The 25,500-nt window shown below is 67.2% G+C and carries 26 protein-coding genes; 14 read left to right on the top strand and 12 right to left on the bottom strand.

What is annotated here, in order from left to right; all coding sequences use genetic code 11:
• Window positions 1–37: 37 nt before the first annotated feature.
• The gene (gene hemW / locus BN2156_RS02120) at window positions 38–1,210 is read right to left on the bottom strand and encodes a radical SAM family heme chaperone HemW (protein ID WP_090509745.1); all 1,173 of its coding nucleotides are present in this window, start codon (window positions 1,208–1,210) and stop codon (window positions 38–40) included.
• On the opposite strand from hemW, the gene BN2156_RS31485 reads away from it, so the two are divergent.
• The 9 genes from BN2156_RS31485 to BN2156_RS02080 all read left to right on the top strand — a co-directional run bounded on the left by BN2156_RS31485 (window position 1,143) and on the right by BN2156_RS02080 (window position 9,198).
• Window positions 1,143–1,409, top strand: coding sequence for an Ms4527A family Cys-rich leader peptide (locus BN2156_RS31485; protein ID WP_407661588.1), 267 nt, complete (start codon window positions 1,143–1,145; stop codon window positions 1,407–1,409). The two genes, hemW and BN2156_RS31485, sit on opposite strands and share 68 nt — an antisense overlap.
• A 124-nt stretch (window positions 1,410–1,533) precedes the next feature.
• A complete protein-coding gene (locus BN2156_RS02115) occupies window positions 1,534–3,222 on the top strand; it encodes a nitrite/sulfite reductase (protein WP_090509743.1) in 1,689 nt (562 codons plus the stop codon).
• A gap of 8 nt (window positions 3,223–3,230) precedes the next feature.
• Window positions 3,231–3,932 carry a phosphoadenylyl-sulfate reductase gene (locus BN2156_RS02110; RefSeq protein WP_090509740.1) on the top strand — a complete coding sequence of 234 codons (702 nt, stop codon included), beginning with the start codon at window positions 3,231–3,233 and terminating at the stop codon, window positions 3,930–3,932.
• Window positions 3,933–3,939: 7 nt separating this feature from the next.
• Window positions 3,940–4,653, top strand: a complete 714-nt coding sequence (locus tag BN2156_RS02105) for a sirohydrochlorin chelatase (protein WP_090509737.1) — start codon at window positions 3,940–3,942, stop codon at window positions 4,651–4,653.
• A 144-nt stretch (window positions 4,654–4,797) separates the two neighbouring features.
• The gene (locus BN2156_RS02100) at window positions 4,798–6,177 is read left to right on the top strand and encodes an MBL fold metallo-hydrolase (protein WP_090509735.1); all 1,380 of its coding nucleotides are present in this window, start codon (window positions 4,798–4,800) and stop codon (window positions 6,175–6,177) included.
• Window positions 6,178–6,199: 22 nt separating this feature from the next.
• Window positions 6,200–7,420 carry an NAD(P)/FAD-dependent oxidoreductase gene (locus tag BN2156_RS02095; RefSeq protein WP_090509732.1) on the top strand — a complete coding sequence of 407 codons (1,221 nt, stop codon included), beginning with the start codon at window positions 6,200–6,202 and terminating at the stop codon, window positions 7,418–7,420.
• Window positions 7,420–8,016 carry a rhodanese-like domain-containing protein gene (locus tag BN2156_RS02090; RefSeq protein ID WP_090509729.1) on the top strand — a complete coding sequence of 199 codons (597 nt, stop codon included), beginning with the start codon at window positions 7,420–7,422 and terminating at the stop codon, window positions 8,014–8,016. The genes BN2156_RS02095 and BN2156_RS02090 overlap by 1 nt, the downstream gene beginning before the upstream one ends.
• Window positions 8,013–8,873, top strand: coding sequence for a sulfite exporter TauE/SafE family protein (locus tag BN2156_RS02085; protein ID WP_090509727.1), 861 nt, complete (start codon window positions 8,013–8,015; stop codon window positions 8,871–8,873). The genes BN2156_RS02090 and BN2156_RS02085 overlap by 4 nt, the downstream gene beginning before the upstream one ends.
• 64 nt (window positions 8,874–8,937) lie before the next feature.
• Window positions 8,938–9,198: a metal-sensitive transcriptional regulator gene (locus BN2156_RS02080; RefSeq protein WP_066898264.1), complete on the top strand. Its 261-nt coding sequence runs from the start codon at window positions 8,938–8,940 to the stop codon at window positions 9,196–9,198.
• 19 nt (window positions 9,199–9,217) lie between these two features.
• On the opposite strand, the gene BN2156_RS02075 is transcribed toward BN2156_RS02080, so the two are convergent.
• The 6 genes from BN2156_RS02075 to BN2156_RS02055 all read right to left on the bottom strand — a co-directional run bounded on the left by BN2156_RS02075 (window position 9,218) and on the right by BN2156_RS02055 (window position 13,579).
• Window positions 9,218–10,270, bottom strand: coding sequence for a sulfate/molybdate ABC transporter ATP-binding protein (locus BN2156_RS02075; RefSeq protein ID WP_090509722.1), 1,053 nt, complete (start codon window positions 10,268–10,270; stop codon window positions 9,218–9,220).
• Between the two features lie 21 nt (window positions 10,271–10,291).
• Entirely contained in the window at window positions 10,292–11,113 is an 822-nt protein-coding gene (cysW, locus tag BN2156_RS02070) for a sulfate ABC transporter permease subunit CysW (protein WP_090509719.1), read from the bottom strand.
• Window positions 11,110–11,988, bottom strand: a complete 879-nt coding sequence (cysT, locus tag BN2156_RS02065; RefSeq protein WP_090509715.1) for a sulfate ABC transporter permease subunit CysT — start codon at window positions 11,986–11,988, stop codon at window positions 11,110–11,112. Before cysT ends, cysW begins: the two co-directional genes overlap by 4 nt.
• Window positions 11,985–13,028 carry a sulfate ABC transporter substrate-binding protein gene (locus tag BN2156_RS02060; RefSeq protein WP_090509713.1) on the bottom strand — a complete coding sequence of 348 codons (1,044 nt, stop codon included), beginning with the start codon at window positions 13,026–13,028 and terminating at the stop codon, window positions 11,985–11,987. The genes cysT and BN2156_RS02060 overlap by 4 nt, the downstream gene beginning before the upstream one ends.
• A 115-nt stretch (window positions 13,029–13,143) precedes the next feature.
• A complete protein-coding gene (locus BN2156_RS31480; RefSeq protein WP_407661586.1) occupies window positions 13,144–13,236 on the bottom strand; it encodes an Ms4533A family Cys-rich leader peptide in 93 nt (30 codons plus the stop codon).
• A gap of 139 nt (window positions 13,237–13,375) precedes the next feature.
• On the bottom strand, window positions 13,376–13,579 hold the full coding sequence (locus BN2156_RS02055; RefSeq protein ID WP_090431635.1) for a hypothetical protein: 204 nt from the start codon (window positions 13,577–13,579) through the stop codon (window positions 13,376–13,378).
• 114 nt (window positions 13,580–13,693) lie between these two features.
• On the opposite strand from BN2156_RS02055, the gene BN2156_RS02050 reads away from it, so the two are divergent.
• Window positions 13,694–15,724 (top strand): glycoside hydrolase family 15 protein, encoded by a 2,031-nt coding sequence (locus BN2156_RS02050; protein WP_090509710.1) that lies wholly within the window; start codon window positions 13,694–13,696, stop codon window positions 15,722–15,724.
• Between the two features lie 11 nt (window positions 15,725–15,735).
• Here BN2156_RS02050 and BN2156_RS02045 read toward each other — a convergent pair whose 3' ends face one another.
• On the bottom strand, window positions 15,736–17,052 hold the full coding sequence (locus BN2156_RS02045; RefSeq protein WP_090509708.1) for a TQXA domain-containing protein: 1,317 nt from the start codon (window positions 17,050–17,052) through the stop codon (window positions 15,736–15,738).
• A gap of 304 nt (window positions 17,053–17,356) precedes the next feature.
• Between BN2156_RS02045 and BN2156_RS02040 the strand changes: the two genes are divergently transcribed.
• The 3 genes from BN2156_RS02040 to BN2156_RS02030 all read left to right on the top strand — a co-directional run bounded on the left by BN2156_RS02040 (window position 17,357) and on the right by BN2156_RS02030 (window position 20,229).
• Window positions 17,357–18,280 carry a family 2A encapsulin nanocompartment shell protein gene (locus BN2156_RS02040; RefSeq protein ID WP_090509705.1) on the top strand — a complete coding sequence of 308 codons (924 nt, stop codon included), beginning with the start codon at window positions 17,357–17,359 and terminating at the stop codon, window positions 18,278–18,280.
• Window positions 18,281–18,306: 26 nt separating this feature from the next.
• Window positions 18,307–19,881: a family 2A encapsulin nanocompartment cargo protein cysteine desulfurase gene (locus BN2156_RS02035; protein WP_407661715.1), complete on the top strand. Its 1,575-nt coding sequence runs from the start codon at window positions 18,307–18,309 to the stop codon at window positions 19,879–19,881.
• 66 nt (window positions 19,882–19,947) lie between these two features.
• Window positions 19,948–20,229, top strand: a complete 282-nt coding sequence (locus BN2156_RS02030) for an ANTAR domain-containing protein (protein ID WP_090509700.1) — start codon at window positions 19,948–19,950, stop codon at window positions 20,227–20,229.
• On the opposite strand, the gene BN2156_RS02025 is transcribed toward BN2156_RS02030, so the two are convergent.
• On the bottom strand, window positions 20,213–20,773 hold the full coding sequence (locus BN2156_RS02025; RefSeq protein ID WP_090509698.1) for a class I SAM-dependent methyltransferase: 561 nt from the start codon (window positions 20,771–20,773) through the stop codon (window positions 20,213–20,215). The genes BN2156_RS02030 and BN2156_RS02025 overlap by 17 nt on opposite strands.
• A gap of 49 nt (window positions 20,774–20,822) precedes the next feature.
• On the opposite strand from BN2156_RS02025, the gene BN2156_RS02020 reads away from it, so the two are divergent.
• Window positions 20,823–21,737, top strand: coding sequence for a zinc-binding dehydrogenase (locus tag BN2156_RS02020; RefSeq protein WP_090509695.1), 915 nt, complete (start codon window positions 20,823–20,825; stop codon window positions 21,735–21,737).
• 7 nt (window positions 21,738–21,744) lie between these two features.
• Here BN2156_RS02020 and BN2156_RS02015 read toward each other — a convergent pair whose 3' ends face one another.
• The 3 genes from BN2156_RS02015 to BN2156_RS02005 are packed head-to-tail and all read right to left on the bottom strand — an operon-like array spanning window position 21,745 to window position 25,466.
• A complete protein-coding gene (locus BN2156_RS02015) occupies window positions 21,745–22,980 on the bottom strand; it encodes an acyl-CoA dehydrogenase family protein (protein ID WP_090509692.1) in 1,236 nt (411 codons plus the stop codon).
• Window positions 22,981–23,982: a GNAT family N-acetyltransferase gene (locus BN2156_RS02010; RefSeq protein ID WP_090509688.1), complete on the bottom strand. Its 1,002-nt coding sequence runs from the start codon at window positions 23,980–23,982 to the stop codon at window positions 22,981–22,983.
• On the bottom strand, window positions 23,979–25,466 hold the full coding sequence (locus tag BN2156_RS02005) for an APC family permease (RefSeq protein WP_090509686.1): 1,488 nt from the start codon (window positions 25,464–25,466) through the stop codon (window positions 23,979–23,981). The genes BN2156_RS02010 and BN2156_RS02005 overlap by 4 nt, the downstream gene beginning before the upstream one ends.
• Window positions 25,467–25,500: the final 34 nt, after the last annotated feature.

Raw genomic sequence — 25,500 nt, 5'->3', positions numbered from 1 at the left:
ACAGGCTTTCCACAGGAATCCGATGGTGTCCCCGCGCCTACCCCAGCAAGTGCCGAACGACCGCGTCCGCGAGCAGACGACCCCGGTCCGTCAGCACCAGAGAATCGTCAGTCCGAATGAGAAGCCCTTCATCACAGAGTGATTCAGCACGAAGCAGCTCGTCGGCATCGAGTTGTGTCACCGGCAGGCCCTCGCGCACCCTGACCCGCAGCATCACGTCCTCGACATGACGGTCACGAGCATCGAGCTCCTCGAAATCAGCGATAGGCAACCGATTCTCAGCCAGGGCCTGCGCGTAAGCATTGGGGTGCTTGACATTCCACCATCGTGTGTCGCCCAGGAAACCGTGGGCCCCCGGCCCGGCGCCCCACCACTCGCCGCCGTCCCAGTAACCCAGGTTGTGCCGGCACTCTCCGCCCTCGGTGCTCCAGTTCGAGACCTCGTACCAGTGCAGCCCGGCTGCCGACAGCCTGGCGTCGAGCAGTTCGTACCGCTGCGCGAGCACGTCGTCGTCGGGCCGGGCGATCTCGCCACGGCGCACCCTCCGGGCCAGGGCCGTGCCGTCCTCGACGATCAGCGAGTACGCGGACACATGGTCGACTCCGGCACCGAGTGCGACGTCGATCGACCGCAGCAGATCGTCGTCGGTCTCCCCCGGCGTCCCGTAGATCAGATCGATGTTGATGTGCTCGAACCCGGCCGCCCTGGCCTCCACGGCGGCCGCGGGCGCACGGCCCGGCGAGTGCGTGCGGTCCAGCACGGCCAGCACCCGCGGTGCGGCCGACTGCATACCCAGCGATATCCGGGTGTAGCCGGCCTCACGCAGCGTGGCGAACATCTCCGGTGAGGTGGACTCGGGGTTGGCTTCGGTGGTCACCTCGGCGCCGGCGGCCAGTTCGAAATTGTCGCGGACCGCACCGAGCACCGCGGCCAGGCCGGTACCGCCGAGCAGCGAGGGCGTGCCGCCGCCCACGAACACCGTCTGCACCGGCACGGAACCGATCGTGGCGGCGGCCAGCCGCAGTTCGACGCGCAATGCGGCCAACCAGCCGTCGGGGTTCGCCCCACCCAGTTCGGCCGGCGTGTAGGTGTTGAAGTCGCAGTATCCGCACCGGGTCGCGCAGAACGGAACGTGGATGTAGATGCCGAACGCGCGCCCTGGCACGTGCACCAACTCGGGTTGGTGGGCGGGCGCGGTACGGGTGCTCATGGATTTGATTTTCCCAGACTGTCCAGCGACGACTTTTGCTCACCCTGAGCGCAAATATGGCCCGGTTAGGGCAGGTGGCGACAATCGTGGCAGAATGTCGGGCGTGACTGCCGCCCACAACAGCACCACCCGCATTGCGCTGGTGGCTCGTCGGCATGTCGATTTCAAGCGCGTCTGTAGCTGTTGCTGTCTGCCTTAATCATGCGTTGATTTCGGAACCCGCCCGCCCCATAGTTTCAGCTGGCACCGGATCTGCGCCGCCGGACAGCCACCGGTGATCTGCGCGGTCCATACGCCAGCTCCTTTCTCCAAGGAGCACAACAGTGACCACCCCCGAGGCACCCGCCAAGGCCGATCGGCCCGCCAAGCGCCCCCGCGACGAAGGCCAGTGGGCGCTGGGCAACCGCGAGCCGCTCAACCACAACGAGCAGTTCAAGCAGGAAGACGACGCGCTCAACGTGCGGGACCGCATCCTGAACGTCTACTCGCGCGACGGCTTTGCCAGCATCGCCAAGGACGACCTGCGCGGCCGGTTCCGCTGGATGGGCCTCTACACGCAGCGCACCGAAGGCTATGACGGCACCTTCACCGGTGACGACAATGCCGACCTGCTCGAGGCCGAGTACTTCATGATGCGCGTGCGCACCGACGGCAAGGCGATGTCGGCGCAGGCCATCCGCACGCTCGGACAGATCTCGGTGGACTTCGCCCGCGACAGCGCAGACATCACCGACCGCGAGAACCTGCAGTACCACTGGCTGCGCATCGAGGACATCCCCGAGGTGTGGCGCCGCCTGGACGAGGTCGGCCTGCAGACCATGGAGGCCTGCGGCGACTGCCCGCGCGGCATGCTGGGGTCCCCGCTGGCAGGCGACTCGCTGGTCGAGGTCCTGGACCCCACCCCGGCATTGCGCGCGATCGAAGAGCGCTACATCGGCAATCCGGAGTTCTCCAACTTGCCGCGCAAGTTCAAGACCGCGATCTCGGGCCTGCAGGACGTGGCCCACGAGATCAACGACGTGTCGTTCATCGGGGTGAACCACCCCGAGCACGGTCCCGGGCTGGATCTGTGGGTCGGCGGCGGCCTGTCGACCAACCCGATGCTGGCTCAGCGCCTTGGCGTGTGGGTGCCGTTGGAGGAGGTGGCCGACGTCTGGGCGGGCGTGGTCGGGATCTTCCGCGACTACGGCTACCGCCGGCTGCGCTCGAAGGCGCGGCTGAAGTTCCTGGTCAAGGACTGGGGTGTAGAGAAATTCCGGGAGATTCTCGAAACCGAGTACCTGCACCGCAAGCTGCACGACGGCCCCGCGCCCGAGCAGGTGCCGCACACCGTCGACCACGTCGGCGTGCAGAAGATCCGCAACGGCCTCAACGCCGTCGGCGTCTCCGCGATCGCCGGTCGCGTCTCGGGCACCATCCTGACCAAGGTCGCCGACCTGATGGAGGCCGCCGGTTCGGACCGGGCCCGCATGACCGCGTACCAGAAGCTGATCATCCTCGACGTGCCGGATGACAAGGTCGATGCGCTGCGCGCCGGCCTGGACGAACTGGGGCTGCAATCGCAGCCGTCGCACTGGCGGCAGAACCTGATGGCCTGCACCGGCATCGAGTACTGCAAGTTGAGCTTCGCCGACACCCGTGGTCGTGCTCAGCACCTGGTCCCCGAGCTGGAGGCCCGGCTCGGTGATCTGAACGCCGAGCTGGACGTGCCGATCACCGTCAACATCAACGGCTGCCCCAACTCGTGCGCCCGCATCCAGGTCGCCGACATCGGTTTCAAGGGCCAGATGGTCGACGACGGCAACGGTCCCGAAGAGGGCTTCCAGGTCCACCTCGGCGGCAGCCTCGGCCTGGACAGCGGTTTCGGACGCAAGCTGCGCCAGCACAAGGTGCTGGCCACCGAGCTCGGCGATTACATCGAGCGGATTGTGCGCAATTTCGTGAAACAACGCGAGGGCAATGAGCGTTTCGCTCAGTGGGCCGTTCGGGCCGACGAGGCGGACTTGAGGTAGATCGCGAGATGAGCACATTGACTGAAGCCGAATTGATCGAGTTGGTCGAGCAAGGCGCGGCCGACCTGGCCGACGCCGGCGCCGAAGAGCTGCTGCGCTGGACCGACAAGCACTTCGGCGGCAACTACGTGGTGGCCTCCAACATGCAGGACGCCGTCCTGGTCGAGATGGCGGCCAAGGTGCGCCCGGGCGTCGACGTACTGTTCCTGGACACCGGCTACCACTTCGCCGAGACCATCGGCACCCGTGACGCCGTCGAGCAGGTGTACGGCGTGAATGTGGTCAACGTCCATCCCGAGAACACGGTTGCCCAGCAGGACGAGCTGCACGGCAAGGACCTGTTCGCCCGTGACGCCGCGGCGTGCTGCCGGATGCGCAAGGTCGAACCGCTCAGCAAGGCCCTGGCGGGCTACACCGCCTGGGTCACCGGGATCCGCCGGGTGGAGGCGCCGACGCGCGCCAACGCCCCGCTGATCAGCTGGGACGCTGCCTTCGGCCTGGTGAAGATCAACCCGATCGCGGCCTGGTCCGATGAGGACATGCAGGCCTACATCGAGGCCAACGACATCCTGGTCAATCCGCTCGTCTACGACGGCTACCCGTCCATCGGGTGCGCGCCGTGCACCAGCAAGCCGGCCGAGGGGGCCGATCCGCGCAGCGGCCGGTGGGCCGGACAAGCCAAGACGGAGTGCGGGCTGCACGCCTCGTGAGGTATCTGTGACGCTCGTTCTCACAGCACACGGCAGCGCGGATCCGCGTTCGTCGGCGAACGCGCACGCCATCGGCGGCCATCTGCGCCGCCTCCTGCCTGACACTGAGGTCCGGGTGGCGTTCTGCGAGCAGAACACCCCCAATCTCACCGAGGTGCTGACCGGTGTGGAGCCCGGCGCCATCGTGGTGCCATTGCTGCTGGGCAGCGCCTATCACGCGCGGATCGACATTCCCGAGCTGATCGCCGACTCGGGCAACCAGGTGACCCAGGCCGACGTGCTCGGCGACGACCCCCGCCTGCTGCAGGTGGTGCGGGAGCGGCTGACCGCGGTGGGAGTATCCCGCTTCGACGCCGACCTGGGCGTGATCCTGGTGGGGGTGGGTTCGTCCCATCCGGCCGCCAACGCGCGTACCGCCGCCCTGGCCGGCGCGTTGGCCGAAGGCACCCGGTGGGCCGGTACCCACGTGGCTTTCGCCACAGGGCAGAACCCTTCGCTGCCCGAAGCGGTCGGTCGTCTGCACCACCGCGGCGCGCGGCGCCTGGTGATCGCCCCGTGGTTCCTGGCACACGGCCGGATCACCGACAGGGTTTCCGAATTCGCTTGTGCCGCAGGTATTCCGATGGCAGAACCGCTTGGTCCGCACCGCCTGGTCGCGGCCACCGTGCTCGATCGTTATGAAGAGGCGTTGGCCGCGCGCAGCGCCGGCTTTGCCGCCTGATCCCGCAGCCCTCAGAACAATCACGCCCCCGGGCCACGCCCGGGGGCGCCTTTGTCAGCTTGACTGCCATACCCCTAGGGGTATAGTCGGCCGTATCGGTATACCCCCGTAGGTATAGTTCACCGTCCACCTAGGAGCTGAACAATGAAGTTCATCCAGTACTACCTGGACTGTCTGTCGCACGCGTCGTACCTGATCGGTGACGAGGCGTCGGGTCGCGCCGTCGTTGTCGACCCGCAGCGCGACGTCTCCGAGTACGTCGCCGACGCCGACAAGCTCGGCCTGCAGATCACCCACGTGATCGAGACCCATTTCCACGCCGACTTCCTGTCCGGCCACCTCGAACTGGCCGAGGCCACCGGCGCCCAGATCGTGTACTCGTCGGTCGCCCAGCCCGAGTTCGATCACATGGGAGTTGAAGACGGCCAACGCATTTCACTGGGAGAGGTGGCGCTGGAGTTCCGCCACACCCCCGGCCACACCCCGGAGTCCATGAGCATCGTGGTCTACGAACGCGCCGATGATGTCGTGCCCTACGGGGTGCTGACCGGCGACACCCTGTTCATCGGGGACGTCGGCAGGCCCGACCTGCTGGCCTCGATCGGTTTCACCCGCGACGAGCTGGCCGACAAGCTCTACGACTCGCTGCACGAGAAGCTGCTGCCGCTGCCCGATGCCACCCGGATCTTCCCGGCCCACGGCGCGGGCTCTGCCTGCGGCAAGAACCTGTCCACCGAGCTGTCGTCCACCATGGGCGAGCAGAAGCAGACCAACTACGCACTGCGCGCACCCGACAAGCAGTCCTTCATCGAGCTGGTGACGGCGGGACAGCCGCCGGCCCCGGGCTACTTCGTGTACGACGCGATTCTCAACCGCAAGGACCGCGCCCTGCTGGACGAGGAGGCGATGCCGGAGGCGCTGGACTACGGTCAGACCGCCGACGCCGTGGCCGGCGGCGCCGTGCTGGTCGACGGCCGCAGCCCCGAGGAATTCGCCATGGGCCACCTGCGCAACGCGATCAACATCGGCCTGGCCGGGCGCTACGCCGAGTTCGCCGGCTCGGTGATCAAGCCCGACGCCGACATCGTGCTGGTCACCGACCCGGGCGAGGAACGTGAGGGCAAGAACCGGCTGGCCCGCATCGGATTCGACCGGGTGCTGGGCTACCTGGATGACCCGGAACGGACCATGTTCGAGCACCGCGACGATGTGACGGTCGCCTCACGGTTGACAGCCACCGCCTTCGCCGAACGGGCCACCTCGGTCGCGGATCTGCAGATCGTCGACGTGCGCAATCCGGGCGAGACCGAGGCGGGCATGATTCCTGGCGCGGTCAACATCCCGGTGGGTCAGCTGCCGGAACGGACCGCGGAATTGGACCCGGCCCGCCCGACCGTCGTCTACTGTGCCGGCGGCTACCGTTCATCGGTGGCGGCCAGCCTGTTGCGCCAGCGTGGCTTCACCGATGTCAGCGACATCCTCGGTGGTTACGGCGCATGGGTGTCCGGTGTCCAAAACGTCTGAGAGACAGGAAAATACAACAAGCATGTCCACCCCACGCAGGCATCAGATCCTCATCATCGGCGGCGGCACGGCCGGAGTGACCGTAGCCGCCCGGTTACTGCGCAAGCACTACACCGACGTGGCGATCATCGAACCGTCTGACAAGCACTACTACCAGCCGTTGTGGACACTCGTGGGCGGCGGCCAGGCCACGGCCGCCGAAACCGAGCGCACCGAGGCCTCGGTGATGCCGCGCGGGGCCACCTGGATCAAGAGCGCGGTGACGGCCGTCGACCCCGAGGCCAACACGGTCACCTGTTCCGACGGCGTGACGTACTCGTACGAGGTGCTGGTGGTGTGCCCCGGCATCCAGCTGGACTGGGACCGCACCGAGGGCCTTACCGACACCCTCGGCAAGGACGGTGTCTCGTCGAACTACCGCGTCGATCTGGCCCCGCGTACTTGGGATTTCATCCGCGAAACCCGGTCCGGAACCGCGGTGTTCACCATGCCGGCCGGGCCGATCAAATGCGCCGGTGCACCCCAGAAGATCGCCTACCTGGCCTGCGACCACTGGCGGCGCCAGGGCGTGCTCGACAACATCGACGTGCACCTGGTGGTCCCCACCCCACGGATCTTCGGCATCCCCGCTATCGCCGACAACCTGGACAAGGTCATCGCCGATTACGGCATCCAGCTGCACACCGGAAGTGAAGTGCGGTCGATAGATTCGGCGTCGCGCAAGGTGACCGTCACCAACGTCGGTAACGGCGACGCGGGTACCGACCTCGTGCTGCCGTACGACATGCTGCACGCGGTCCCGCACCAGTCGGCACCGGACTGGATCAAGTCCAGCCCGCTGTCCACGAGCCATGTCGGCGGAGACGCCAACGGTTATGTGGACATCGACAAGCACACGATGCAGCACGTGCGGTATCCCAACGTGTTCGCCCTCGGTGATGCCGGATCCTCCCCGAACTCGAAAACCGGTGCGGCCATTCGCAAGCAGGCGCCTGCGGTCGTCGAGAACATCGGCGCGGTCCTCAGCGGACGCCCGCTGCCGGAGGCCTACGACGGTTACGCGTCCTGCCCGATCGTCACGTCCTCACGCGAGATGCTGCTGGCCGAGTTCGACTACGACTTCGCCCTCAAACCCTCATTCCCCCTGCTCGATCCGGTGAAGCCGCACCGGCCGTACTGGTACCTCAAGAAGTACGGGCTGCCCGCCATGTACTGGAACCTGATGTTGAAAGGTCTGGCCTGATGTCCACCTCGTCGATCATCGACGCCGCAGAACTGAACGAGCGCAAGCAGGCCGGGACCGGCCCGCGGGTGATCGACGTCCGCACCCCCGGCGAGTTCGAAACCGCGCACATCCCGGGCGCCTACAACGTTCCGCTGGATCTGTTGCAGGAACACCGCGACGAGATCGCTCAGCATCTCGACGAGGACGTCGTGCTGGTGTGCCGGTCGGGACAGCGGGCCAGCACCGCCGGACAGACTCTGCGCGCGGCCGGTCTGCCTAATGTCTCGATCCTCGACGGCGGCATGACTGCTTGGCAGGACAAGGGATTCGGCGTCCGTCGGGGCGCTCAACGGTGGGATCTGGAACGTCAGGTACGCCTGGTCGCGGGTTCGATCGTGCTCAGCAGCGTCCTGGGCAGCATCGCGGCACCCAAGCTGAAATGGGTCGCCGGCGCGATCGGGGCCGGGCTGACCACCGCGGCGCTGACGAACACCTGCGCGATGGGCATGATGCTGGCCAAGCTGCCGTACAACCGGGGCGTGTCCTGTGACGCACAGAGCGTCGTCGAGCAACTGACCGGCTCCAAGCGGGCACCTTCCGGCGCGTCGGCATGATCGCCCTGGCTGTCGCGCTGGCCGTCCTGGTCGGGGTGTCCCTGGGACTCCTCGGCGGCGGCGGCTCGATCCTGACCGTTCCGCTGCTGGCCTATGTGGCCGGCATGGAGGCCAAGCAGGCGATCGCCACCTCGCTGCTGGTCGTCGGGGTCACCAGCGCGGTCAGCACCCTGTCGCATGCCCGCGCCGGGCGTGTGCAGTGGCGCAGTGGCCTGCTGTTCGGCGCGGCCGGGATGGTCGGCGCTTACCTGGGCGGCCTGCTCAGCTATGTCGTCGCCGGATCGGTGCTGCTGGTCGCCTTCACGGTGGTGATGGTTGCCACCGGGATCGCAATGATCAAGGGCCGCACGGCATGCGAACCGGCGGCCCGCACCATGCCGGTGGTCAAGATCCTGCTCATGGGCCTGGGGGTCGGGCTCGTGACCGGCACCGTGGGCGCCGGCGGCGGATTCCTCGTGGTGCCCGCGCTGGCGCTGCTGGGCGGCCTGCCGATGCCCATCGCGGTGGGTACGTCACTGCTGGTGATCACGATGAACTCGGTCGCGGGTCTGGCCGGGCATCTGAGCACCGTGCCGATCGATTGGACGATTGCCGGCGCGGTCACCGCCGCGGCGGTGCTGGGCAGCCTGCTGGGCACCCGCCTGACCGCGCACGTCGACCCTGACGCGATGCGGCGGGCCTTCGGCTGGTTCGTGTTGCTCATGGCCTCGCTGATCCTCGGACAGGAGATCCACCCCGCCGTCGGGCTCACCGCGGCCGGCCTGACGGTGCTGGCCGGCCTCGGCAACCTCAGCTGTGCCCGATTGGGATGGTGTCCGCTGCGCTGGCTTTTCGGCCCTCCCGCTGCGACAACATGACCCGAACCGCATACCCGGGTGGGTATGATGAAAGCCAACGCAACGAACCCCGAAGGGGGACAACATGATCTGCGACGAAGAATCGATCTCCGCCATCCTCAACCGGCTCCGCCGCGCCCAGGGCCAACTCTCGGGCGTCATCGCCATGATCGAGCAGGGTCGTGACTGCAAGGACGTCGTCACCCAGCTCGCCGCGGTGTCCCGAGCCCTGGACCGCGCCGGATTCAAGATCGTCGCCACCGGTCTACGGGAGTGCATCACCGGCGAGAGCGACGAAACGATGGACGTCGCCGAGTTGGAGAGACTGTTCCTGACCCTGGCCTGATGGATGGGGCCTGACCGACTCAGCTGACGGTCAGCGCCTCATCCTCGCTGGCTTCGACCGCGACCTGCACTGCCCCGGCGATCTGCGGAACCCGTGTCGCCCGTACGTAGACCGTGTCGCCTTCACGGAGCCCCAGCGCCTCGGCGTCGCCGCGGGTGATCTGTGCGGTGAACGGCACATGGGTTGCGGCGCTCGTCAGCTCGACGCGCACCTCGAAGCCCAGCATCACGATCCGGTCGATCGTGGCCCGCAGCACCCCGGTGACCTCGGCGGTGCCGTCGCCGGCGGCCACGGCCAACTCCGGGTTGCGCCCGACGCGAATATCGTGCGGACGCACCAGGATTCCGTTCAGCTCCGAGACCGCTCCCAGGAACGACATCACGAACGCATTGGCGGGCTCGTCGTACACCTGGGTCGGCGAGCCGACCTGCTCGATGCGCCCCTTGTTGAGCACCGCGATCCGGTCCGCCACATCCAGCGCCTCGGCTTGGTCGTGGGTCACCAGGACGGTGGTGACATGCACCTCGTCGTGCAGGCGGCGCAGCCAGGTACGCAGGTCGTCACGCACCTTGGCATCCAACGCGCCGAAGGGCTCGTCGAGCAGCAGCACCTGCGGATCCACCGCCAATGCCCGCGCCAACGCCATGCGCTGACGCTGACCACCGGAGAGCTGGTTCGGGTAGCGGGTCTGGAAACCGGCCAGCCCCACCACTTCGAGCAGATTGTCGACCTTCTCCTTGATCTCGGCCTTGGGCCGCTTGCGGATCTTGAGGCCGAATGCCACGTTGTCGCGCACCGTCAGGTGTTTGAACGCCGCATAGTGCTGGAACACGAACCCGATACCGCGGCGCTGCGGCGGTACCCCGGTGACATCGCGTCCATTGATGGTGATGGTCCCGGTGTCGGGCTGGTCCAGCCCTGCGATGGCGCGCAGCAGCGTGGACTTGCCCGAGCCACTCGGGCCCAGCAGTGCGGTCAACGAACCTGACGGCACCTCGAAGTCGATGTTGTCCAGCGCCGCAAACTCGCCGTAATGCTTGTTGGCGCCCCGAACCACGATCGCGTCGGTCATAGCTCTAGTCTCCTTCTCGGCCTACTGCGCGGCCTTGGTTCGGCGTCGGTCGAGGATCACCTGGACAACCAGGACCACCACGGCCACCACCATGAGCAATGTCGAGATGGCGTACGCCCCGTACACCGATTCGGCGGTGCCGCGGTTGTAGCGGTCGGCCACCAGCAGGGTCAGCGTCTGGGAAGCGCCCGGAAGGTTCGAGGACACCATGATCACCGCACCGAACTCCCCCAGCGTGCGGGCAATGGTCAGCACGATGCCGTACGTCAGGCCCCATCGGATCGACGGCAGGGTGATCCGCCAGAACGTCTGCCACCAGGTCGACCCCAGCGTCGCGGCGGCTTCCTCCTGATCGGTGCCGATCTCGTGCAACACCGGCTCGACCTCACGGATCACGAACGGGACCGTGACGAAGATGCTGGCCAGCACGATGCCGGGGATTCCGAAGATGATCTTGAATCCGAGGTTGTTCTCGACGAAGCCGAGCAGCCCGGCCGAACCCCACAGCAGGATCAACGCGACGCCGACCACCACCGGCGACACCGCGAACGGCAGGTCGATGATCGCCTGCAGAGCGCTCTTACCGCGGAACCGGTTGCGCGCCAACACCAAGGCCGTGGGCACACCGAACAACACGTTCAGCGGGACCACGATCGCCACGACCAACAACGACAGCTGCAGCGCCGATATCGCCGCCGGCGTTCCCACCGACGTGAAGAACGCTCCGATCCCCGGACTGAAGGTCCGCCACAGGATCAGCCCGACCGGCACCACCACCAGCACCGCCACGTAGGCCAGTGCCAGGAAGCGCAGCAGGTAACGCACGGGCGGTGAGAGCGTCATGCCGAAAGCTCCTCACGTTTGGCCGCCCGCGAGCCCACGGCCCGCAACACGAACAGCACCACGAACGAGATCACGAGCAGCACAATGGAAATCGCCGCGGCTCCGGTGCGGTCGTCGTTTTCGATCAGGGTCCGGATCCACTGTGAGGACACCTCGGTCTCGCCGGGAACCGCGCCGCCGATCAGCACCACCGACCCGAACTCGCCGATGGCGCGGGAGAACGCCAACCCGGCCCCTGACAGCAATGACGGCAGCAGCGCAGGCAGGATGATCTTGGTCAGGATGGTGAAGGTGTTGGCACCCAGCGACGCGGCGGCCTCCTCCACATCGCGGTCAAGTTCCAACAGCACCGGCTGCACCGAACGCACCACGAACGGCAACGTGACGAACAGCAGCGCGACGCCGACACCCCATTTGGTGTGCTGCAGGTGCAGCCCGACCGGGCTGGCCGGACCGTACAGCGCCAGCATCACCAGGCTGGCCACGATCGTCGGCAGGGCAAATGGCAGATCGATCACCGAGTCGACCAGCCGCTTCCCGGGGAAGTCGTCACGAGTCAGCACCCAGGCCACGATCAGGCCGAAGACCAGGTTCACCACCGTGACGCCGGCCGAGATGGTCAGCGTCACCCGGAACGACTCCAGGGCCGCATTGGAGGTGACAGCCAGCCAGAAGGCGTTCCACCCGCCGCCGGCGGCCTGCCACAGGATCGCCGCCAGCGGCAGCAGCACGATGACGCTCAGCCAGATCGAGGCGGCACCTACGCGCAGCGACGTGCTGCCGTAGCGACCGGGCCGCGCGCCGGGGGCGGAATCCCCCGGCGCGGGCGCAGCCGAACCAGGTTCGGCTGCATCGGTCTGCGCTACTGAAGTCATCCAGTCGCCTGCTTGTAGATCTTGGTGATCGAGCCGTTCTCCTTGTCGAACAACGCCGGGTCGGCCTCTTTCCATCCGCCGAGATCAGCGATCGTCCACAGCTTCTCCGGCGTCGGGAAGTCCTTGGTGAAGTTCGCCGCCACCGCGGGATCGACCGGACGGAAGCCGGCCTCGGCCCACAGCTTCTGCCCCTCGGCGGTGAACAGGAAGTTCTCCAGCGCCTTGGCCTTGTCGGCGTGGGCGCTGGTCTTCACCACGGCCACCGGGTTCTCGATCTTGAAGGTCTGCGGCGGGTTGACGTGCTCGACGTCCTTGCCCTGCCGCTCGACGTTGATCGCCTCGTTCTCGTAGCTGATCAGCACGTCGCCGGTGCCCTGCAGGAACACGTCGGTGGCCTCACGGCCCGAACCCGGACGGGTCTTGACGTGCTCGGTCACCAGCTTGTTGACGAAGTCCAGCCCGGCCGCCGAATCCTTGCCACCGCTGCTCTTTGCCGCATACGGGGCCAGCAGGTTCCACTTGGCCGAACCCGAACTCAGCGGGCTCGGGGTGACGACCTCGAGCCCGGGCTGCAACAGATCGTCCCAGTCCTTGATGCCCTTGGGGTTACCCTTGCGCACCACCAATGACACCACAGAACGGAACGGGATGCCCTTCGTGTTGCCCGCACTCCAGTCATCGGCCACCTTGTCGGCCTTGACCAACCGGGTGATGTCGGGCTCCACCGAGAAGTTCACGATGTCAGCCGGCTTGCCGTCGGCGACGGCGCGGGACTGGTCGCCCGACGCGCCGTACGACGTCGTCACCGCGACACCCTTGCCCTCTTCGGTGGCGGCAAACGCCGGGATGATCTTGCTCCAGCCCGGCTCGGGCACGGCGTAGGCGACGAGCGTCAGGGTGGTGTCGGCGCCCGCAGCGCCGTTGTCACCGCCGGCGACATCGCTGGCACCGCCACCGCAGCCGACGGCAAGCACGCCGGTGGTGGCCAGGACGGTGGCGGTTCGCCAGAACTTACTGAGGTTGGACTTGTAAACGGGCACTGATGACCTTTCTTGCGGACAGCGGACAATGCGAGGTCCGTCATGCGGAAAGGCGAAGAAAAGTATCCGGGCGTAGAGCTATCGCCACCGACACCAAACCGCGGACGGGTTGGAGTCAGCGACAACAGGCGACGTCAGCAACAGCGCATGAACCCACGGCAATGAGAGCCAAGACATGGCTCTCAGTCTTGCCGGACGCTGATTGCATGGCGCGAAGAATAACAGAATTCCGGCGTCGCGCCCGGCGAGCGATTTGCATCCCGGCTAGCGGGTCAGCAACCACATCACGATGACCAGGACAACCAGGATCACCAAGATCAGCGTGACACGTGAGCGAGGCATACCGTTCACTCGGATTCCACCTCGTCGGCCGGGGCGTGGCGCAGCCGGTGCAATCCGGTGATTCCCCAGCCCAGCGCGCCGTCGAGGACCAACGCACTGCCATAGGCCAGCGCCAGCACCACCGGCATCACCACCGCGGTCTGCACGACGAACGGCAGCCCGGTCAGCCACAGTTCGACGCCGTCCCACCAGTTCAGGATTGCCGCCATGGGGCAAGCGTAGGCGATCGCCCGGTTCATCCATCTTCGTCCCGTCCCGCCCGTAACGTTCGACACGTGTGTCTTGGGTAGACGGCACCTGTATCCGCAGATGATGATGTGCGGATGGTTCTGCAACACACCGAGCCCACGGATGTCGTCGCGGCACTCGACAAGGCGCCAGGCACTACCAAGCTGCCGGAGACACCGCTGACGGTGACCGCTCCGGTGCCGTACTCGTCGGGCGGGGCACTGCGGAACCCGTTCCCGCCGATCGCCGACTATGGCTTCCTGTCCGATTGCGAGAACACCTGCCTGATCTCCTCGGCCGGTTCGGTCGAGTGGTTGTGCGTGCCCCGGCCCGACTCCCCCAGCGTGTTCGGCGCGATCCTGGACCGCAGCGCGGGCCACTTCCGGCTCGGCCCCTACGGCGTGACCGTCCCGGCCGCGCGGCGCTACCTGCCGGGCAGCCTCATCCTCGAAACCACCTGGCAGACCCACACCGGCTGGCTGATCGTGCGCGACGCGCTGGTGATGGGCCCCTGGCACGACATCGACACCCGCTCCCGCACCCACCGGCGCACCCCGATGGACTGGGACGCCGAGCACATCCTGCTTCGCACCGTGCGCTGCGTCAGCGGCACCGTCGAACTGGTGATGAACTGCGAGCCGGCGTTCGACTACCACCGGGTCAGCGCGTCGTGGGAGTACTCCGGGCCCGCCTACGGCGAGGCCATCGCCCGCGCCAGCCGCAACCCGGATTCACACCCCACGCTGCGGCTCACCACCAATCTGCGGATCGGCATCGAGGGCCGCGAGGCCCGGGCCCGCACCCGGCTCACCGAGGGCGACAACGTGTTCGTCGCGCTGAGCTGGTCCAAGCACCCGGCCCCGCAGACCTATGAAGAGGCCGCCGAGAAGATGTGGAAGACCAGCGAGTCGTGGCGGCAGTGGATCAACATCGGCGACTTCCCCGACCACCCGTGGCGGTCGTACCTGCAGCGCAGCGCGCTGACACTGAAGGGGCTGACCTACTCCCCGACCGGGGCCCTGCTGGCCGCACCGACCACGTCGCTGCCGGAAACCCCACACGGCGAACGTAACTGGGACTACCGCTACTCGTGGATCCGGGACTCCACCTTCGCCCTGTGGGGTCTGTACACCCTCGGCCTGGATCGCGAAGCCGACGACTTCTTCTCGTTCATCGCCGACGTGTCGGGCGCCAACAACGGCGAACGGCACCCGCTGCAGGTGATGTACGGGGTCGGCGGCGAGCGCAGCCTGGTCGAGGAAGAGCTGCACCACCTGTCGGGCTACGACAACGCCCGGCCCGTGCGCATCGGCAACGGCGCCTACAACCAGATGCAACACGACATCTGGGGCACGATGCTCGATTCGGTGTATCTGCACGCCAAGTCGCGCGAGCAGATCCCCGAAGCGCTGTGGCCGGTGCTGAAGAACCAGGTCGAGGAAGCGATCAAACATTGGAAGGATCCCGACCGGGGCATCTGGGAGGTGCGCGGCGAACCGCAGCACTTCACCTCAAGCAAGATCATGTGCTGGGTGGCGCTGGACCGCGGATCGAAGCTGGCCGAACTGCAGGGTGAGAAGAGCTACGCCCAGCAGTGGCGCGCGACGGCCGAGGAGATCAAGGCCGACGTCCTGGCCCGCGGCGTGGACTCCCGCGGCGTGCTGACCCAGCGCTACGGCGACGACGCCCTGGACGCGTCGCTACTGCTGTCGGTGCTGACCCGGTTCCTGCCCTCGGACGACCCGCGGGTGCGGGCCACCGTGCTCGCGATCGCCGACGAACTCACCGAGGACGGCCTGGTGCTGCGCTACCGGGTCGAGGAGACCGACGACGGCCTGTCCGGCGAAGAGGGCACGTTCACCATCTGTTCGTTCTGGCTGGTGTCCGCACTCGTCGAGATCGGTGAGGTGAGCCGGGCCAAGCACCTGCTGGAGCGGCTGCTGTCGTTCGCCAGCCCGCTGCATCTGTACGCCGAGGAGATCGAGCCGCGCACGGGTCGCCACTTGGGCAACTTCCCGCAGGCGTTCACCCACCTGGCGCTGATCAACGCCGTCGTGCACGTCATCCGGGCCGAGGAGGAGTCCGACAGTTCCGGGGTCTTCCAGCCCGCCAACGCGCCGATGTAGGCCCGAGACAGCTAGGCGCTGCGGGTCAGCGTCTCCGTCGAGGCGGCACCGAACTGGACGTCGAAATCGAGCTCCAGCTGGGTCGGGGTCACCAGCACCACCGGCGTGAGGCCGCTGGTGCCGTCCTGGGCGATTCCGGTGATCACACGTCCGCCGAAACCGTCCGGGGTGGCCGGGACGCGGACGGTCAGCGTGACCTGGCCGACCGCCGACACCCGCAGGAAGAACTCGTCACCGGGGTTCACCGGTCCGGTCAGTTCCCGGCCGGTGCGATCGACGACCGCTCCGTGTGACACCGCCAGCGCTGCACTGTCCGTGGCCCGCAACCGGAACGGCCCGACCAGTCCGTCCTCGACCACCGCATCGTCGGCCGACAGGGCGGGGGTCGTGGTGGCGCGTCGGGCCGCACGGGCTCCGGCGGTCAGGTAGTTGTACAGATGGACCACCCGGTCGGAGTTGGCATAGGTGCCAGAACCGTTGAGCCAGAACTGGATATCGGTGATCCGGACCAGTGCGTCACGGTCGGCCAGCACGGTCAGCCGGTAGTAGCGGTAGCCCTGTGGGCCGCGGCCGGGCCGGGTCGAGGACACGGTGCTGCCGACGCCGAGCGTTCTGCGGTGGGCGCCGCGGCCGGCAGCGATGTTGAGCCCCGAGGCGGCCACGTCCTCCCATCGCACGCTGTCATGCGACTTCTGCAGGACCAACGACACCGCGGCCGTCGATTCCAATTCGACCGTGTACCCGCCCAATTGGGGAGCTCCGTCGAACTCGAACACGATGGCATCGCCATCGGGATAAGCCCTCACCGGTTCGTTGCGCGCCCGGTTGTCGAGCGCCAGGCCGTTGGTGAACAACCAGATCGCCGCCTGGGTCGCCGCGATCGCCTCATGCTCGGCGAGGTTGGCCGCGCCCAGCGGCACTCCGGCAGCGCGCACCCGACGGCTCAGTTCGGCGGTGCCGAGCCGGGGAAAGGAGTTGCGGACGATCCAGTCGACCTCGGCCTCGTAGGACCGGGAGCGCAGGTTGCGCACCGCTGACCAGGTGGCGGTCTCATACCGCGACGGCCGGGTGGGCGCGATACCGGAGAAGTCCAGCGAGTAGGCCTCGACGTTGGGATTCAGCCTGATCAGATCGGTGCGCGCCGAAGTGCCGTCGGTGAACACCACGGTGTCCACGGTGTGCGAATAGGTCCCGCCGCGGTAACGCGTCATCGGTGCCGGATTCGTCCGACGGGGACGGATCCGGGTGCGGACGGCGACCGGGCCCGACACTTCCTCGGAATCAAGTGGGAGTTCGGCTCGGGAATCAGCAACAGACAGAACAGACATGAGGGGTTGACTTTCTTGAAGGCCGGAACGCGCGCATCAACGCACCGCGAGCAAGGCGGGCGGACGACGCAGAGGAAGGCGTCAGAAAATCAACAACAACAACGCACGTCGAGGCAGCGCACGATGGCGACGCGCAGCGATTCGACGTGTTGCATGCGGCCCACCATACGGCAAGTGGGCAGCAATGCCCAGTTCACACGTCGGTGACGAGTTTGAATCGTCCCCGCGCTAAACACTGTCGTGAACCCGTTTCGGCCGTATCGTTGCCGCCCACACCCACTTTGACGCTTGGAGGTAGGCCCCCGTGACGTCCGCACAGAATGAATCGCAGGCACTCGGCGATCTCGCCGCCCGCCAGCTGGCGAATGCCACCAAGACCGTTCCCCAGCTGTCCACCATCACCCCGCGGTTCCTGTTGCACCTGCTGAGCTGGGTGCCGGTCGAGGCGGGCATCTACCGGGTGAACCGGGTGGTCAACCCCGATCGGGTGGCGATCCACTCGGAGGAAGGCGCCGGGACCGAAGAACCGCTGCCCGAGACATACGTCGACTACGAGACCAGTCCGCGCGAATACACGCTGCGCTCGATCTCGACGCTGCTCGACGTGCACACCCGGGTGTCGGACCTGTACTCCAGCCCGCACGATCAGGTCGCCCAGCAGCTGCGCCTGACGATCGAGACGATAAAGGAGCGCCAGGAGTTCGAACTGGTCAACAACCCCGAGTACGGACTGCTGTCGCAGGTGACGCCGGAGCAGACCATCCAGTCCCTGCGCGGAACGCCCACCCCCGACGACCTGGATTCGCTGATCACCAAGGTCTGGAAGACCCCGGCGTTCTTCCTGACCAATCCCCTCGGCGTGGCCGCGTTCGGTCGCGAGGCCACTCGCCGTGGGGTCCCGCCACCAGTCGTCAGCCTGTTCGGCGCCCAGTTCATCACCTGGCGCGGCATCCCGATCGTGCCGTCGGACAAGGTTCCGGTCATCGACGGCAAGACCAAGTTCATCCTGGTCCGCACCGGTGAAGAGCGCCAGGGCGTCGTCGGCCTGTTCCAGCCGGGACTGGTCGGCGAGCAGGCGCCGGGGCTGTCGGTGCGGTTCACCGGCATCAACCGGTCGGCCATCGCGTCCTACCTGGTGACCCTGTACTCGTCACTGGCCGTGCTCACCGACGACGCGCTCGCGGTCCTCGAGGACGTCGGAGTGGACCACTTCCATGAGTACAAGTGAGTACAAATCGGTAGACGCCGAAAGCGATCTTCCGGTCAGCGCGGCCGAGCTGGCCGCGCTGGCCACCCAGCTGTACGCGACCAGCATCCGGCCCGGGCAATGCGGCCAGTCCGATCGCGCCGATCGGCGGGCTGGAGGCATTCGCGGTGCCGTCGGGCCTGGTGCCCACCGTGCCCGGGGTGCTGGCAGGAGGTCCATCGGCGGCACCCGCCTCACCCCGCGGATCGGCACCCGCATGGCCCGGAGCCGTCCCGACGGTGCCGGATCTGGCATGGTCGGGCAAACCGGCGGCCTCCGAAGGTGCCGATGGTTACTACTTCCTGGGAGCACCCGCCGAAGCCGTTGCACCCGAACAGGTTCCGGTAATCGGAGATCATCACGAGATCTTCGATGTCAACGCCATCCGCGCCGACTTCCCCATCCTGCGGGAGACTGTCAACGGCAAGCCGCTGATCTGGTTCGACAACGCGGCCACCACCCAGAAGCCCCAGTCGGTGATCGACCGGCTGGCGCACTTCTACGCGCATGAGAACTCCAACATCCACCGCGCCGCGCACGAACTGGCGGCCCGGGCCACCGATGCCTACGAGGACGCACGCGAATCGGTGCGGCGCTTCATCGGCGCAGCGAAGGCCGAGGAGATCATCTTCGTCCGCGGCACCACCGAGGCGATCAACCTGGTGGCCTATGCGTGGGGAGGCAAGCATCTGGGACCGGGCGACGAGATCGTCATCACCCACCTCGAACACCACGCCAATATCGTGCCGTGGCAGCTGATCTCGCAGCAGACCGGCGCGGTGCTGAAGGTGGCGCCGGTGGACGACGCGGGCAACCTGTTGCTGTCGGAATTCGAAGACCTGCTCGGGCCCAGGACGAAACTCGTCGCTGCCACACAGGTGTCGAATGCGCTGGGCACCGTCACCCCGGTCAAGACGATCGTCGAACTCGGTCACCGGTACGGGGCCAGGGTGCTGATCGACGGCGCCCAGTCCATCCCGCACATCCCGATCGACGTGGCCGAGCTCGGGGCTGACTTCTTCGTCTTCTCCGGGCACAAGATCTACGGCCCCACCGGAATCGGTGCCCTGTACGGCCGCGAGGATGTGCTCGCCGAGACCCCGCCGTGGCAGGGCGGCGGCAACATGATCGCCGACGTCACCCTCGACCGGTCGTTGTATCAGGGACCGCCGAACAAGTACGAGGCCGGCACTGGCAACATCGCCGATGCGGTCGGGCTGGGCGAGGCACTGCGTTACGTGGAGCGCATCGGCATCGAACGCATAGCAGCCTACGAACATGCTCTGCTGGAGTACGCCACCCCTCGGTTGGCGGCCATCCCGGGAGTACGACTGGTCGGAACGGCCGAAGAGAAGGCCAGCGTGTTGTCGTTCGTGCTGGCCGGCCATGAGCCACTGGAAGTGGGCAAGGCACTCAACGCCGAGGGCATCGCGGTGCGGGCCGGGCATCATTGCGCCCAGCCGATTCTGCGCCGCCTGGGCTTGGAGGCCACCGTGCGGCCGTCGTTCGCGTTCTACAACACGTTCGACGAGGTCGACGTGTTCATCGACGCGGTGCGCCGGATCGCCGAGGGCAGCGCCTAGCCGCGCAAGCAATCACCGTGCGCCGATCTCTGGATCCGGCAAGGCACACCGAGCACCATCAGATCCATGAGCTACAGCCGCCTCCGGGCAGACGACACTTCACGCATCAAGATCGACGTGGCGATCGGTGTTCTGGTCGCCTTGCGCGGTTGCGCACCGGAACAAGCCTTCGCCGAACTGGTGCGGGTGGTGCAGCGCACCGGTATCGGAATCGGCAGTATCGCAAGGGCATTGGTCGACCTCGCCGGCGGCAGCTCGGGCAGCACGGCCGAGTACGCCGAGGCGTTCAACGCGTGGGGCGAACTGCTGGCGCAGGCCCGGCGGGTGCCCGTCAACGCCGCACGGTAGCGGGTGCCCGCGCCACCAGCCAGGCCTGGCCGTTCACCTCTGCCGCGGCAAGGCCCTCCAGACCGGCAAAGGCCGCCTCGAGTTCGCCCGCAGCGGCCCGGAACCGGCCCGGCTCCGCGCCGACCTCGCTGAGGACACAGATGGCCAACAGACCGCCGGGGCGCAGCCGGGCGGTCAGGGCCGGGTAGAGCCCGGGATCGCGAAAACGATGGCACAACACCACGTCCACCGCGGGCCCGGATGGTAGGCCTTCGTCAAGGTCGGCGACGTCAAAGCGGCAACGCTCGGCCACCCCGTGGCGGATGGCCGACTGCTTCGCCCGGTCGATCGCCACGGAGGATATGTCGAGCCCCCACACGTCCAGCCCCCGCAGGGCCAGCCACACCGTGGCCCGGCCGGGACCACAGGCGATGTCCAGGGCCGACCCGGCCACCGGGAATTGGTCGGCGTGGCCGTCGAAAACCTGCGGCAGGGCCGGCAGGTCATCATCCGGCTCGTGGCCGGCATAGGCCGCGTCCCAGCGGATGCGGTCCTTGTCGCTCACGTCGCCACCTTAAGGGAATAGCGGCAGACCCTTCGGGGTTAGCCCGTTCATGCGAGCCCTCGTCTACGACCCGCACGCGCCCGCCAACCTCCGGTTCGACGAGGTGGCCGAGCCTTCGGTCGCCGAATCTCAGGCCCTGATCGACGTCCATGCGATCGCGCTGAATTTCGGTGAACTGCACTTCATCGACCAGATGCGCCGTCCAGGCGAAGTTCCCGGCTGGGACAGCGCGGGCATCGTCACTCAGGCCGCAGCTGACGGCTCAGGACCACCGGTCGGCGCCCGGGTGGTCGGATTCAGCGGTGAGGCCGGCTGGGCCGAACGGCGCGTGGTGTCCACCGACAATCTGGCCGAGCTTCCGGAGTTCGTCGAATTCGACGAAGCTGCCGCGCTGCCGGTCGCCGGGGTGACCGCACTGCAGGCGTTGCGGGCACTCGGCCCGGTTGTCGGCCGCCGGGTGTTGATCACCGGTGCGTCCGGCGGTGTCGGCCGATTCGCCGTGCAGCTGGCTGCCCGAGCGGGCGCCCACGTGGTGGCAGCCGTCGGCAGCGCGCCGCGCGGCGAAGGCTTGGCGGAATTGGGCGCGGCCGAAGTGGTGGTCGGGCTCGACGCGGTGACCGATCCGGTGTTCGGCGTGCTCGACAACGTCGGCGGGAAACTCCTGGCCCAAGCATTCAGCCTGGTGTCCGACGGCGGGTCAGTGCAGTCCATCGGGATGGCCTCCAACGAGCCGACCACGATCAACTTCGAGGAGGAAAGGCGTACCGGGAGGCGGAAACGGTTGGAGCCGTTCACCGTCCGGGCCCCGTTCCAGGAGGATCTCCACTATCTACTGACCTTGCTGGCCGACGGCGAACTCGACCCGCAGATCGGTCTGCGGGACTCGTGGGAGAACACCGCCGCTGCCGCCCAGGCATTGTTGGGCCGCAAGGTCGCGGGCAAGGCCGTGCTGCGGGTCGTCTGACCCGGGCTCAGTTGCCTTGTCCGCCGCGTCCCCGTGACGCCAGGTCGGCCACCGGATCCTTGCCGTTGATGAACCAGTCACCGAGAATGCGGGCCTTGTAGACGACCGGGTTGTGGGAGGCGAGCGTGCGCGCGTTGCGCCAATGCCGGTCGAGGCCAAGCTCTTCAGAGACTCCGGAGGCGCCCAGCGCATCGAACACCCGCGTGGTGGCCCGCAGTGCGGTGGAAACGATCACCAGCTGTGCCTGGGTGACGGCCACCTCGGCGTCGACGAGCAATTGCCGAGCGTTGCCTTCGCTTCCCGTGAGCCGGCCGGCCACGATCCGATCCAGGCTGCGCGCGCTCTGCGCCAGCGCCGCGGTCGCCCCGAAGGCCTCGGCCGACACCTCACCGATCACCTGCAGCAGCTGAGGATCGGCCGCCGGAATCTCGGCCAGCCCCTGCGGATAATTTCGTTTCCGAGCGGACAACGCCGCCGAGCCGTCGCGCTGTGCGGCCTTGATGATTCCGGTGAGCACCGCCAGCATGGCGATCTGGTAGAAGTGCGCCTGGTAGGTGAACCGTTCGGTCGCCGGGAAGACATTGCCCCGCTCGGCGCGGGCCTGAGCGTAGCGGGCCGAGCCGCTGCCCGTGGTGCGCTGGCCGAACCCGCGCCAGTCGTCGACAAGGGTGACGCCGGGGTCGTCGGCGCGCACCAGGGCCGTCCACAGCTCGCCATCCTCACCACGACCCAGAACATCCAGCCAGTCGGCGTAAAGACTACCCGTCGCATAGTATTTCGCGCCGGTCACCAGCCAGTGGTCGTCCTGTTCGGTGACGGTCGTGGCCAGATTGGCCAGGGTCAGGTTGTTGGCCTCGGTCCAGCCACCGCCGACGAACTCGCCGGCCAGGAACCGCTTGATCCAGGTGGTGTTGTCCTCCGAAACCGGTGCGTTGAGCCGGTCCTCGACGAAGGCCAGATGGTTGCGCCAGATATGGGCGACGTTGGCGTCGGCCTCCCCCAACTCCGCAAGCAGCAGGAAGGTCTGCTCCAGCGAAGCACCGAAACCGCCCTGTTCGGCCGATATTCGCAGGGTACCGAATCCAGCGTCGCTCAACCAACGCACCTGCTCGTGCGGGAACACCCGGTCGGCCTCACGCTGCCGATTCCCTTCGGCGATCCGCTCGAAGACCGGCCCGAACACCGAGCGCAGCTCGGCGTCATATCCGGTGGGGCGCTTCAGGTATGTCGTTTCCGTGGTCATCTAAGAGTTCTCCTCGGCGTCGATGCGGTACGCGTACTCGTCGCGGACGGTGCGATACCCCAACCGCGCGTACAGCAGATGGGCATTGCTGGCATTGGCGATGTCGGTGCCCAGCGAGGCATGGGTGAGCCCCCGCCGCAGTGCCGCCAGCCAGAGCTTGCGCAGCAGCAGCTCCGCCGTACCGGCCTTGCGCCGGTCGGCGCGCACACCGATGTAGTCGGTATGGGCACTGCGGATCTCGTCCGCGCCGGTTCCCGAGGTGTAGGTGGAACCGAGCACGTAGCCGATCACCACGCCGTCGTCATCCACCGCGGCCAGGCTGAAATCCGGGGTGAACGCCCGGCTCGCCAGATGGTGTTCCCAGCGTTGCGGGGTCTTCGACATGTTCCCGAAGTGCTCGCGGAACGTGTCGAACTGCACCTGGCGGACCTGCTCGGTCAAACCGGCCGCCACCACCTCGGGCCAGGACAGGACGCTCACCGAGTCGATCCTCGCCTCGGCCAATACCGCCGGATCCTCATCGTTCAATACCTTTAGGGTGCTGGAGAATTGGCGTTCCCGGCGGGCTCCGCGAGCCGTCAGGGCATCGATCGCCACCGCCTGATCGGCGCCGATGAACACCCGAAGGTAGGCGCCGGGCACCGCCACCCGGCCGAACTGCCCGACACTGTCGTCGACGATCCCCCGCACCGTGTCGGCCGGTGCATCGGGACCGAAGACGAAGTTGCCCAACACCTCCGGTTCGGCGCCGTCGGGCCGGTGCAGGGCGGCGTAGCCGGCGACCGCACCGGCCTCATCGACAAGCACAACGGCCGAGCCGGGGTACGCACCGCTGAGTTGTTCTGCGACATCGCGGGAATCGGCGGCGAACTTGCGCCCGCCGATGCCCGGTGTGGTGGCCAGGAAGTCGGCGATCAGCGGGTGATGCCGTGCGGTGACCTCGGCGACGGTCCAACCAGTCACGATCGACGCCGAGGTCAGGGCGTCCTCGGTCAGCGTCACGGCGTCACCCCGGCATCGATCCAGCGCTGCTGTTCCTCGGGCGAGACACTCTGGATGGTGCCGATCCGGTTGGCCACCTCGGGCCTGGTCCGCTTGAGGTACCAGTACCAGGACAGACCGGCGAGGAGGATGGCGCCGAACACGAAAGGCAGGATGTTGAACGGGAATTCGGGCACCGGGTAGAAGTTGCTGATGATCACGTATCCCAGTCCGATGGTGGCTGCGACCGCGACGGCGAGCCGCCGCGGGGTCAGGGCACCGATCTTGCGCAACCAGATCGGCGTGGCGATGACCACCAGCAGGTAGCTGACCAGGAAGCCCCAGTTCGCCACGTAACCGCCGTAGACGTCGAACACCAGCCGGCCCGCGGAGCTGAACGTGGCGGTGATCGAAAACGCCAGAGCCAGGATCCCGACGAACACGACGCCGGTCCACGGCGTCTTGTAGGTGGGGTGCACCCTGGTGAACACCTGGGGCAGGGCGCCTTCATGGGCGAAGGTGAACAGCGACCGCGCCGCCGCGTTGGTGACCGCGGTGACGAACACGATGAACGCGATGGCGACGGCGCCGCTGACGACGACGTTCACCCAAGCCACCCCGACGCTGGACGCCAGCTGCGGCAGCACCGCCTTGTCGCCGTCGATCTCGCCGAAGTGCAAGATCTGCGGGTAGGTCGCGAAGATGTAGAGGGCACCGATCAGAAGAACCACGCGCAGAAGGGATCTGGCGATGTTGCGGTGCGCATCCTTGGCCTCGGCGCCGAGTGAGGCGACGCTCTCGAAGCCGGCGTAGGAACCCACCGCGGTGACCGCCGCGATGAACGTCGCGCTGGACCCGAGATGCTGGGGGTTCCACTGGTCCCAGTCGATACGGAACCCGTAACCGATGTAGGAGGCCACGATGATCACCAGGATCGACGCGATGGCCAACAACTCGAAGGCCAGTTCGTACTTGGCGGCCAGCGAAACCCCGCGATACGGCAGGTACACCGCGACGCCGACCACCACGAGCACCAGCAGCAGCCGGAACCAGACCGCTTGGGATCCCAGCCCGATCGACTCCAGGAACGCGTCGAGGTACAGCACTCCGCCGAGGGTGCCCGTGGTGGCGAAACCGATATACCCGAACAACAGGCTGAACCCGGCGGCGAACGCGAACCCGGGCCCGAGGCCGTTACCGGTGTAGGTGCCCAGCGATCCGGAGGACACCGTGCGTTTGGCCTGGAAGCTGATCGTGATCGCCACCAGGACCACGATGGAAAGGCCGATCACCGCGGCCCACGCCGCGCCCTTGCCCGCGGCCACGAACAATGAGAACGGCACCACGGCCAGCGCCACGCTGGGTGCGGCGGCCGCCAGGCCCTGAGCGAACACGCCCCACGGGCCCAGTGCCCCCGACTCGAGCCCGGTGGATTCCGCGGCGATCAGGGTGCGGCCCCCGGCCTCCGCCGTCGGGTGCGCCTTCGGATCGTCTGTAGTAGTCACGGCAATGTCCCTTTCTGACCGCGACGCCGCCCGT

Origin of the sequence: Mycolicibacterium neworleansense (assembly GCF_001245615.1) — a bacterium.
GTDB lineage: Bacteria > Actinomycetota > Actinomycetes > Mycobacteriales > Mycobacteriaceae > Mycobacterium > Mycobacterium neworleansense.
The sequence above is the reverse complement of the archived record's forward strand: the minus strand, read 5'-3'. Positions and strand labels throughout refer to the sequence as shown.